The 9,792-nt window shown below is 70.7% G+C and carries 10 protein-coding genes; 7 read left to right on the top strand and 3 right to left on the bottom strand.

The features are described from left to right. Positions 1-6 precede the first annotated feature (6 nt). Both ABZ877_RS35935 and ABZ877_RS35930 read left to right on the top strand, forming a co-directional pair. Positions 7-558 carry a response regulator transcription factor gene (locus tag ABZ877_RS35935; RefSeq protein ID WP_361080120.1) on the top strand — a complete coding sequence of 184 codons (552 nt, stop codon included), beginning with the start codon at positions 7-9 and terminating at the stop codon, positions 556-558. Positions 559-572: 14 nt separating this feature from the next. Then, positions 573-1,562, top strand: a complete 990-nt coding sequence (locus ABZ877_RS35930) for a nitroreductase family protein (protein WP_361080119.1) — start codon at positions 573-575, stop codon at positions 1,560-1,562. A 48-nt stretch (positions 1,563-1,610) separates the two neighbouring features. Here ABZ877_RS35930 and ABZ877_RS35925 read toward each other — a convergent pair whose 3' ends face one another. After that, positions 1,611-2,858 carry a serine hydrolase domain-containing protein gene (locus ABZ877_RS35925; RefSeq protein WP_361080118.1) on the bottom strand — a complete coding sequence of 416 codons (1,248 nt, stop codon included), beginning with the start codon at positions 2,856-2,858 and terminating at the stop codon, positions 1,611-1,613. Positions 2,859-3,124: 266 nt separating this feature from the next. Between ABZ877_RS35925 and ABZ877_RS35920 the strand changes: the two genes are divergently transcribed. The 4 genes from ABZ877_RS35920 (at position 3,125) to ABZ877_RS35905 (ending at position 6,130) form a co-directional block, all read left to right on the top strand. Beyond that, positions 3,125-4,108 (top strand): winged helix-turn-helix domain-containing protein, encoded by a 984-nt coding sequence (locus ABZ877_RS35920; protein ID WP_361080116.1) that lies wholly within the window; start codon positions 3,125-3,127, stop codon positions 4,106-4,108. Positions 4,109-4,240: 132 nt separating this feature from the next. Next, positions 4,241-4,729, top strand: a complete 489-nt coding sequence (locus ABZ877_RS35915; protein ID WP_361080114.1) for a hypothetical protein — start codon at positions 4,241-4,243, stop codon at positions 4,727-4,729. 43 nt (positions 4,730-4,772) lie between these two features. Continuing rightward, positions 4,773-4,982: a hypothetical protein gene (locus ABZ877_RS35910; protein WP_361080112.1), complete on the top strand. Its 210-nt coding sequence runs from the start codon at positions 4,773-4,775 to the stop codon at positions 4,980-4,982. Next, positions 4,979-6,130 carry a hypothetical protein gene (locus ABZ877_RS35905; RefSeq protein ID WP_361080111.1) on the top strand — a complete coding sequence of 384 codons (1,152 nt, stop codon included), beginning with the start codon at positions 4,979-4,981 and terminating at the stop codon, positions 6,128-6,130. The genes ABZ877_RS35910 and ABZ877_RS35905 overlap by 4 nt, the downstream gene beginning before the upstream one ends. Before the next feature lie 27 nt (positions 6,131-6,157). On the opposite strand, the gene ABZ877_RS35900 is transcribed toward ABZ877_RS35905, so the two are convergent. Both ABZ877_RS35900 and ABZ877_RS35895 read right to left on the bottom strand, forming a co-directional pair. After that, positions 6,158-7,705 carry a serine/threonine-protein kinase gene (locus tag ABZ877_RS35900; RefSeq protein WP_361080109.1) on the bottom strand — a complete coding sequence of 516 codons (1,548 nt, stop codon included), beginning with the start codon at positions 7,703-7,705 and terminating at the stop codon, positions 6,158-6,160. After that, positions 7,702-8,496: a serine/threonine protein kinase gene (locus ABZ877_RS35895; RefSeq protein ID WP_361080107.1), complete on the bottom strand. Its 795-nt coding sequence runs from the start codon at positions 8,494-8,496 to the stop codon at positions 7,702-7,704. The genes ABZ877_RS35900 and ABZ877_RS35895 overlap by 4 nt, the downstream gene beginning before the upstream one ends. A 274-nt stretch (positions 8,497-8,770) precedes the next feature. Between ABZ877_RS35895 and ABZ877_RS35890 the strand changes: the two genes are divergently transcribed. Then, positions 8,771-9,691 (top strand): LysR family transcriptional regulator, encoded by a 921-nt coding sequence (locus tag ABZ877_RS35890; RefSeq protein ID WP_361080106.1) that lies wholly within the window; start codon positions 8,771-8,773, stop codon positions 9,689-9,691. The last annotated feature ends 101 nt before the right edge of the window (positions 9,692-9,792 follow it).

Below are 9,792 nucleotides of genomic sequence, written 5' to 3'. Positions count from 1 at the left end.
GACCGCATGCCGAACGCCACCACACGATTCAGCGCGGAGCACCCCATCAGAGTCTTCCTCCTGGACGACCACGAGCTCGTCCGCCGAGGCCTGGCCAACGTCCTCGGTTCGGAGCCCGACATCCGGATCGTCTGCGAAGGCGCCACCGCCGAACAGGCCCTGCACCGCACGCCCGCCCTGCGACCCGACGTCGCCGTCCTCGATGTCCGCCTCCCCGACATGGACGGCATCACCGTCTGCCGCGAGATCCGCTCCACGCTCCCCGACACCGCCTGTCTCATGCTCACCTCCTTCGACGACGAGGACGCCCTGCTCGACGCCGCCACCCACCGCCCGCCTCCTGCACTCCCTTCGCACCCCCGCTCCCGCACCGCGCGACGAACCTCCCGCTCTGCGCAATCTCTCAGCAACGGTCATCGCCGCCCAACTGGACACCGTCGAGAACGAATAAAGGCGCCGTACGGCCCGTCCGCAGAGCCGGGCGGCCCCTGCACGGGGCGTCCACGCCCCGCCACGCTGATCCCAGCGGTCCGTTCCGCACTCGCCTTGTCCAGATGAAGAAGGCGGTCAACATGGCCTCGACACCCGTGAACGCGGCGACCCTGGAGGAACTGGTCTCGGCCGCCGTCGCCGCGCCGTCCATGCACAACACGCAGCCATGGCGCTTCCGTTTCGCGCCCGACGCCATGACCGTCGAGATCCACGCCGCACCGCAGCACATGCTGCCCGAGGAGGATCCGCACGCCCGGGCCGTGCACATCGCCGCCGGCGCCGCGCTCTTCAACCTCCGCCTCGCGGTGGAGCACCTCGGCTGGACGCCGGTCCACCGCCTCCTGCCCGACCCCGACCACCCCGGCCTCCTCGCGGCCCTGCGCATCACCGGCGGCGCCCGGCCCAGCAACCACCACGCCGCCCTCTACGACATGATCTGGCGCAGGCACAGCAGCCGCTTCCCCTTCACCGGCGAACGCCCGCCCACCCCGGTCCTCCATGAACTCGCCGAGGCCGCGCACGCCGAAGGCACCGCACTCGAACTGCCGGACGTCGCCGAGACCCGGCGCGTCCTACGCCTCACGTCCGAGGGCGAGCACCGCAACCACCTCGATGTGAAGCGCGCGGCCGAAAGCCGCCGGGCGACCGTCGCCGCCGCGGGCGCCGGACGCGGCCTGCCCCCGGCAGCGCAAGGCCCCCAGGACTCCTTCGCACGGTTGCCGATGCGGGACTTCACCGCCGAACGCCATACGGAACGACTGCCGTCCAGGGCGTTCGAACACACCCCCACCATCGCGATACTGCGCACCGCGCACGACCGCCGCTCCGACTGGCTGCGCTGTGGCCAGTCCCTCCAGCACACCCTGCTGGTCGCCACCAAGCACGGGTTGCGCACCTCCCTGCTCCACCAGGCGTTGGAGTGGCCCGACCTGCGCGAGCAGCTGCGCAACGCGGACCACCTCCGCCACCACGCCCAGATGCTGATTCGCCTCGGCTACGGGGAACAGGGCGCGGGCACGCCCCGCATACCGGCGCGACAGCTACTGACAACTCGGCAGGCGGGCCCGTAGCCGCGAGACGCCGTCAGCGCACGAGGCTTTCAGACCCCCGGGCGGGCCTCAGCGACGTTCGGGCAGGTCCGGCTCGGCCAGCATCCTGGGCGAGCCGGGCTGAGCGGACGCCGACGCCTTCGAGGCCGGCTTCTTGCCGCAGAACGCTGCCTCGAGCGTGCCGCCGAGCGCCGTGTTGGCGGACCCCTTGTTCGAGGTGTTGGCCATCGCGGAGAGGCTGCGTCGGCCGTCGCGGGTCGCGAAGGCGTAGGTGTAGTACCCCTGCACCGTACCGGTGTGGCCGTAGACCTGCGTACCGCAGGACAGGTCGTAACGGCGCAGACCGAGGCCGTAGAAGCGGGTGTTGGTGGTGTCGGTCGGGGTGACGGTGGTCATGGCCTCCAGCGTCTTCGGGGCCAGCAGCCTGCCCCGCATCAGCGCGGTCATGAAGGTGTTGAGGTCGGCCGGGCTGGAGATGACCGCCCCTGCCGACTGTGCCCAGGAGACGGTCTGTTCCGTGGAGTCGACCAGGGGCTCGTCGGCCTCGTCCGGGTGCAGATAGCCGCGTACGTGGAGTCCCGCGATCCGGACGTCAGGGTGCACGTACGAGGTGTTGCGCAGCCCCAGCGGCTTGATGATGCGGTGCTGGTACTCGTCGGCGACCGGCTTTCCGGTGATCTTCTCGATCAGCATGCCGACGACCACGAAGTTGGTGTTGGAGTACTTGTACGCCACTCCCGGTTCGGTGGTGCGGGGCTCGCTCAGTGAGAGGTCGACCAGTTCCTGGTAGCTGAAGACCCGGTTGCGTACGGCCTCGAAGCCGGGCACGGTGTGCTCGAACATCGCGTCGGTGTAGTCGGCGAGTCCACTGCGGTGAGTCAGCAGGTGTCGCACGGTGATCCGGTCGTCGGGCAGCAGCCCGGGAAGGTACCGGTTCACCGGGGCGTCGAGCTCCAGCCTGCCTTCCTGTACGAGTTGGAGCAGGACCACGCTGGAGAAGGTCTTGCTGACGCTTCCGATGCGGAACCGGGCGCGGATGTCCATGGCGGCGCCCGAGGCCCGGTCACGCACTCCGACGGTGCGGGCCTGGACGCCCTCGGGGCCGATGAACCGGGCCATCGCTCCCGGTGCGCCCTGGGCCATGGCGTCGTTCAGCGCGGCGACGACGCCTTCCATGTCGGGGGCGGGGGTGGTCGCACGCGTCGCGGCGGGGGTGGCAGGGGCGGCGTGGGCGTTCGTCGCGGGGACGACACCGACCGCGAGCGCGGCGAGCAGGGTGGCGCCGGCGGCCAGACGGCGGCGGTTGTTCAACGTCATGTCAGGTCCTTGAGTGAAGCGAGCGGAGGGCGGGAGTGGTTCGCCGGCCCGGCGTCCAGCAGGTGAGGCCCATGTGGTGCCCGCGCGGTGGGTCAGCCGCCACCGTCCCCCGTGGTCGGACACAGTCTGTGCACAGGCCGGGGCGCGGCCCAGCATTTCGAAGAACTTCGAAGCGTGTTCCGGTCGGCGGCTTTGCTCAGGGCTTTCGAAACCTGTGCCGAAACATGTGCGTCTCAAGAGGTGGTTGTCGTCAATGGGAGGTGTTCGTGGGCCGGTTCTCCGAGTTGTCTCTGGGGCCGCTGGAGACAGTGCCGGTGTCGGTGGTGGCGCAGCCCGGGGTCACGCTGATGTCGCTCGTCGCGGATGCTCTCGGCAGTCGTTCCCAGGGGGTGCACCCGGCCTGGCGGCGTACGCTGCGCTCCGCGGTGCCCGAGGGCGCGGAGGCGGTGCTGCGGCCGCTGTTCACCCGGGAGTACTCGATGGTTCCCGACTGCCTCACGCCGACGGCACCGCTGTGGGAGACCGATCTCTCCGTCCAGCTCGAACGTCTGGCTGACGTCCCGCCCTCACAGCTGTTGCGAGAGCTGGAGACGGACTTCGGGGGGACGGTCCCCCGGCAGTGGCAGTCGGTCGTCGACCGGCCGAAAGCCTTCATCCACGCGTACGCGGCCATCCTCGGCGCCGTGTGGGAAGCCTTCGGACCCGTCTGGGCGCGGGCCGGTTCCCTGCTCGCCCAGGAGACCGAGCGCGTGGGGGTGGCGGTCGTCAGCAACGCCTTGCCGAGCGTCCTCGCCGGGCTCGGGCCCAAGATCCGTTTCGCCGGGGAGACGCTGTACGTGCCCGATCCGCACCCCGAGACGTTCGAGCGGGGAGCCCGCCGCGTGGTGCTGGTGCCGATCGTGTCGGGCTACGGCGCCTCGGTCTTCAGCTTCGACCGTCCCGACGCCGTGTGGTTCGGCTATCCCGTACCCGGCCTCGACACACTGTGGACCGCACGGGAGACCACCGTCGAGAAGGACCGGCTCAAGCTCGTGGTGGGCACGCTCAGGGCCCAGATCCTGCGAGAGCTGGCCGGCCCGCGAGCCATGGGCTCCCTGGCCGCCGCACTCGACCGCACTCCGGCGACCGTGACCTACCACTGCGGTCAGCTGGAGGCAGCCGGGCTCATCGTCCGGGAGCGGCAGGGACAGCACGTGGTGGCGCGGCGCACGGCCTCGGGCGAGGCGCTGGTCGCTCTGCTGTCGGGGTGAGTTCGCGGCCGGATCCGGCCGCCCTGACATCCGTCAGGACCGCCGGCCGCTTCCCCTTTCTAAGGTTCGAGTCGTCTTCCAGGCCCGTCGACATCTCAGGGCACCCTCCACAGACAGGAAGAGACGGCTCTCATGCGTCCGTTCCGCTCCGCTCTCGCCACGGCCGCCGCGCTGGCCGCGGTCACCACCGGCGTCCTCGTCGCTCAACCCGCACAGTCCGCCCATGCCTCGGCCTCCGACTGCGAAGGCGGTGCGCATGGCTTCCGCGACCACCCCGACGACGCCGAGGGCGACACCGACAAGCCCAGGGAGTTCAGCCTCGGCAGCGTCCGCATCACGCTGGAGAAGGGCGTCTACGTCGGCCAGCAGATCGCCTTCGGGAAGATCAGCGGCCGCACTCAGCCCGGCGACAACGTCTGGATGGACTGGCGTGCCGACGGCTGGGACCGCGACCGGAACGCCATGTCCCCCTGGCTGCAGTGCGGGCCCTTCACCGTCCGCTCGGCCGGGCAGAGCCTGACCACACCGTTCCGCCGCACCAGCACCGACCCGCAGTACCAGTTCCGCGTCTGCGGCTCGCTGAAGTCGGACGGCGTGGTCCGCTGCTCTGTCTGGTGGTAGAGCCCGTCCGCCGCTCCCGCCTGCCAGCATCCACCCGGAAGGCATGACCATGCGCAGACCCCTGCGCGGCGCCGCCGCGCTCGCCGTGTCCGTACCCGAGCCACATGTCTACTCCTACGGCTTCCATGGCGCGGTCGCCGAGCTGTGCAAGTCCCGCAACACGGACTGCCACGACTTCATCCAGCCGCAGAAGGGCCGGTACGTCGACCTCACACCGATCAACTCACTCCACCTCAGGGAGCACTACCAGTGAGGCGCCGCCTTCTCGCCACCGCCGCCGCGCTGCTGCTGATCGGCGGTGTGGCGGGCTCCGCCGCCGCCGACGCCCCGGCCGGACAGCCGACCCGACCCGCCGCCGCATCCGCCGAGGTGCCCTCCGGTGTCAGCGCCGGGGTCGCCGTCTTCGACCGGCAGACCGGTACCTTCACCGAGCAGCTCAACACGAGCACCCGCTTCCGCTCCGCGTCCGTCGTCAAGTTGCTGCTGGCGTTGGACTACCTGTGGAACCGGGGCCCCGACTACACCGTCCCGGCCGCCGACCGGGCCTGGCTGGAGCCGATGTTGCGCGCCAGCGACGACGACGCGGCCAGCGCCTACTGGTCGGGCCACGGCGGTACGGCGATCATCACGCGCATGGTCGGCCGTCTCGGCCTCAAGGACACGGCACCGCCGCCCACCGGGTACGAGGGCTACTGGGGCTACACCGCGCTTTCCGCCCGCGACACGGTGACGATCTACCGCTACCTCCTGGACTCGGCGCCCGGGCCCGTGCGCGACTTCGTGATGGGGAACCTGCGTCAGTCCACCCGCTGTGCCTCGGACCGCTTCGACCAGCACTTCGGCATCGCCGGGGCGTTCGAGAAGCCGTGGGCGGTGAAGCAGGGCTGGTCGGGATCCTCGTACGAGAAGGGCACCTGCGGCCCCCCGCGCACCGCTGCCGCGACGCGCACGGCGAGCCCGGCACCGGCCGCCGCCGCGGACGTGGACCTGACCCGGCCGGCGCTGCACAGCACGGGCACCGTCGGCGCCGGTGACCGCTCCATCGTGGCCGTGTTCACGCTCCATCCCGTCGGCACGTCGTACGGGAAGGCGTACACGGACATCGGCCGGCTGACCCGCTCCCTGAACGTCCCCGGGGCCGCGCGGCCCGCGGGATGGTGGTACGGCACGTGGAGCGATCACGTGAACGTCCGCCCCGGCCCCGGCACGGGCAGCGCACCGATGACCCAACTCCCGTCAGGAGTTGAGGTGTTGCTGGGCTGCCAGGCCAGGGGTGAGGTGGTGAACGTACCGCCCTACACCAACGAGTGGTGGGCGTACCTGCCCCAGTACAACGGCTGGATCTCCAACATCTACATCAACTCGCCCGACAACAAGATGCCGGACGTCAAGGACTGCTGACCAGCCCTGCGCGGCGGCTCCGCCGCCTCACCGCTGGTATTCGGCGAGGTGGCGGAGCACTGTGTCGACGTGGGGCCGCACCTGTGCGGGGACGCCGCCCTCCGTGATGACCGTGCGGTCGCTCGTGCGGTAGCCGGCCGCCATCAGAGCGGGAAGCTCCTTCGCGGGCATGTCCGCCTTCTTGAACTGCTGGTCGAGCCAGCACACGTACAACGACATCGTGGAGATCGCGTCCGGCGGCGACCGGTAGTCCTTGTCACCGTCGCCGTCGCCGTCGACCGCCCAGGCCCGGAACACCGACGGCGTCCACATCGCGATGCCGTACTCCTCGGTCGCCGGGCGGGCCGCGTTCACGTCGAACCCGCTCTCCGCCTTGAGCATGGCGGCGAGGAACGCGGGAGTGACCTCCGCGTCGCTACAGCGGTGGGCGGCCTTCACGATGACCGGTCGGAGTGCCTCGGGCACGTCGGAGTCCTCCGGAATCTCCCCGGCGGCCGGGCCCGGCGTGCTGGTGACGGCTGTTGGCGCACCCCGCCCCTGGTTCACATGCTCGTCCTCCCCGCCTCCGCCGCCCCCGAGCAGCGCGGTCCCGGCTAAGGCGGCAGCCGACACCGCGGCCAGCGCCACGGCGGCGACCGGCAGCAGACGACGACGGCCACGCGGGCTCGCCAGTCGCTCGATCCGGGCGGACACGCTCGCGGCGGTGTGGCGCAGGCGACTGGCATGATCGGGTGCCAGACAGTCCCCGATGAGTCGGCGCCAGTTCTCGTCGATTCCGGCATCCAGACGCAGGGGCGCTGCGCCGCGGGCGTAGGTCTGCGCGGCGAGCGCGCGGGCACGGGCGGTGGTGCCGGGGAACGGGTGGAGCCCACCGGTGAGCACCTGGTGGGCCAGGACGCCGAAGGCCCAGATGTCGGCGGTCGGCCGCACCATCGTCCCGTCCGCCCCGGTCCGCTGGGACCACCACTCGGGCGGCACGTGATCGAGCGTGCCGAGCGGCGGTACGTAGGCGTGGGTGCCCTCCAGTTCGGTGGCCAGGCCGAAGTCGGCGAGCCAGACCCCTCCGTCCGCGCCCAGCAGCACGTTGGCGGGCTTGAGGTCGCCGTGCACCCAACCGGCGCCGTGCATGTGGGCGAGTCCGGCGGCGACACCGCGCAGGATCCGCACGGCGTCCGGGATCGGGTGGCCCGTCGCGGCGGTGTCGAGGACCTGACGCAGACTGGCCTCGGCCCGGTCCATGACGAGCGCGATGGCACCGTCGAGGGCGGGCAGGTCCGGCGCGTCCACGGTGCACACCGCGTGCGTCCGTACGAGGTGGGGGTGGTCCGCCTCGACACTGAAGCGCACCTCGCGCGCGACCAGTTCACCGAGCGCGGCACGCTGACCGGGTGCCAAGGCGCCGGTCGGCAGCACCTTCACCGCCACGACCGTGCCGTCGGCGACCGCGCGGGCCTCGTACACGGTCCCCCAGCCGCCCGATCCGATGACGGCGCCCAGCTGCCAGCCTTCGATACGGAAGCCCGCCGGCAGACGCGGCGTCCCGACAGCGCCCTGCTCGGCGCCTGTGAAGGTCATGCGCGGCTCTTCTGCGGGACGGGCCGCCTGCGGGGCGGCAGCAGGGCGAGGTGTTCCTCGCGCACCAGGCCGAAGCGCAGGGCGAGGGAGACCAGTCGAGCGCGCTTGACGCCGGTGCGGCTGTTGCCGTCGGCTCCGGTCTCGTCGCCGAGGTCCAGGCGCAGCTTGGCGAAGGCCAGGTAGTCGATGTGGTAGTTCACCGCGGAGCGGGTCAGGCCACGACAGCTCTCCAGCGGGCGAAGTCGTTCCGCGATGTCCCCGGCGCCCGGCAGTACACCGTCCGAGGGGTCGCGCAGCCGCGGCTCGCACAGGGCCACAAGGACCAGGAAGTACTTGGCTGTCGCGTCGAGCGCGTAGGGATGTACGGTCAACTCGCCTTCACCGAGCGGGGGTGGTTCGTCGAGGTAGGCGTGTTGCGGGGCGAACACCTTGAAGTCGACGCTCCCGCCCAGCGCGGGCAGGACGACTCTGGAGAACTCGAAGGGCACCGGCGCTCCGAGCCGACCCGGCGCGACGGTGAGGTATTCACCGGCGCCCTCCATGTTCTCGACCACGTACGCGGTGTCACGGCTGAAGTTCGACAGCCGCCAGTAGTCCTCGGCCGCCTCAAGGCGTCCCGCCCGCCGGGAGATTCCGGGGTCGGGCAGGACGATGGACACCGCCCGGCTGCCGGGCATCCCGCGCCCGAAGTCGGCCTCGTCACCCGGTCCCATGTGCAGCAACTCGGGCCTGTCGACGTCCTCTTCGCCCGGCCGTGACGGACCGGGTGGTTGCACAATGATCGTTTCCATACCGGCTTTCCCCCGATGTGGTCGCTGGAACTGGAGAGGTGGGTGCCGGGCGCTCTAGGGCCACGGCAGGCGACTGCCGAGCACGGCTTCGCGCACCACATCTCCATGTGCGTTTTTTTCGTCCGGCGCAGGTCGAGCGCGGGCCCCTGATATTCACACGGCGCATGCGGAGATGTCATGGAAGCCGGGGTGCATAATCCCTGCGATACGATAACGTGATGGTTATGATGGCACGTCAGGCGGCTCAAGAGGCATGCTTCATGGGGGCGTTCGCTTGAAGGAGCCGAGCATTCATCAACTACGGCTCTTTCTCGCACTGGGCGAGGAACTCCATTTCGGGCGTGCCGCCGAACGCCTGTTCATCACCCAGCCGGCGCTGAGCCAGCAGATCAGAGAGCTGGAGAAACGCCTGGGGATGCGTGTGGTGGAGCGCACGAACCGGACGATCACCTTGACCGAGGCGGGTCAGGCCCTGCTGCCCGAGGCCCGGGCGGCGGTCGCGGCCGTCGACCGGCTCAAGCGTGTCGCCGACGCACAACTGCGGCAGGCTTCAAGACGACTTGTGGTGGGCACCATGGGAGCCGAAGCCTCGATGGCGCACACCCGTGCCGTCCTCAACCTGCTGCAGGACCGCCACCCCGGAACCAGCGTGCAACTGGTCAACCTCGGCTTCGGCGATCACATGGCCGCGCTGGCCCAGCAAGAGGCCGATGTGGTGTTCCTGCGCCCGCCGGTGACGGACGACATCGAACTGCACCACCTCGCCACCGAACCACGCGTGGCCTGCCTTGCCGCCAACCATCCCTTGGCCGCCAAACGCCGCGTCACCCTGGACCAGTTCGCCGACGTCCCCGTGGTCGCCATGCCTGACGAGGTTCCGCGGCTGTGGTGGGACTTCTGGGCGGTCGATCCCCGCCCCGACGGCACCCGCGTCCGCTACGGGCCGGTGGTCACCGACATGGAGTCACTGCTGCACACCGTGGCCGCCGGTGAAGCGATGTGCTTCCTGCCTTCAGCCGCCCGCGACTACTTCTCACGTCCGGGCATCACCTACCTCGAGGTGGCCGGACTCGCCCCCTCCACGTCCGCCCTCGCCTGGCTGAGACGGCGGCGCTCCGAACCCACCATCGAGGCCATCCGGCACGCTGCGCAGGAAGTCACCAGCCGGGGCTTCGACGCAGCCGTATGTCACTGAGGGGACCACGGGCTCCCTCGTCTGTCCGAACCCCTGGTGGGCGGGCCCGCCGCGGCCGGCCCCCCCCGCACGGCCAGAGGAGGCCCGACCGCGAGGCGCCG

The sequence above is a fragment of the Streptomyces sp. NPDC046939 genome (assembly GCF_040644575.1).
Taxonomy (GTDB): domain Bacteria; phylum Actinomycetota; class Actinomycetes; order Streptomycetales; family Streptomycetaceae; genus Streptomyces.
This window is presented reverse-complemented; position numbering and strand designations above follow the sequence as displayed.

What these genes read in the sequence shown, in the direction of transcription:
- ABZ877_RS35915 (WP_361080114.1), top strand. Translation starts at nt 4,241, where the DNA reads ATGCGTCCGTTCCGCTCCGCTCTCGCCACGGCCGCCGCGCTGGCCGCG.
- ABZ877_RS35910 (WP_361080112.1), top strand. Translation starts at nt 4,773, where the DNA reads ATGACCATGCGCAGACCCCTGCGCGGCGCCGCCGCGCTCGCCGTGTCC.
- ABZ877_RS35925 (WP_361080118.1), bottom strand. Translation starts at nt 2,858, where the DNA reads ATGACGTTGAACAACCGCCGCCGTCTGGCCGCCGGCGCCACCCTGCTC.
- ABZ877_RS35895 (WP_361080107.1), bottom strand. Translation starts at nt 8,496, where the DNA reads ATGGAAACGATCATTGTGCAACCACCCGGTCCGTCACGGCCGGGCGAA.
- ABZ877_RS35935 (WP_361080120.1), top strand. Translation starts at nt 7, where the DNA reads ATGCCGAACGCCACCACACGATTCAGCGCGGAGCACCCCATCAGAGTC.
- ABZ877_RS35930 (WP_361080119.1), top strand. Translation starts at nt 573, where the DNA reads ATGGCCTCGACACCCGTGAACGCGGCGACCCTGGAGGAACTGGTCTCG.
- ABZ877_RS35900 (WP_361080109.1), bottom strand. Translation starts at nt 7,705, where the DNA reads ATGACCTTCACAGGCGCCGAGCAGGGCGCTGTCGGGACGCCGCGTCTG.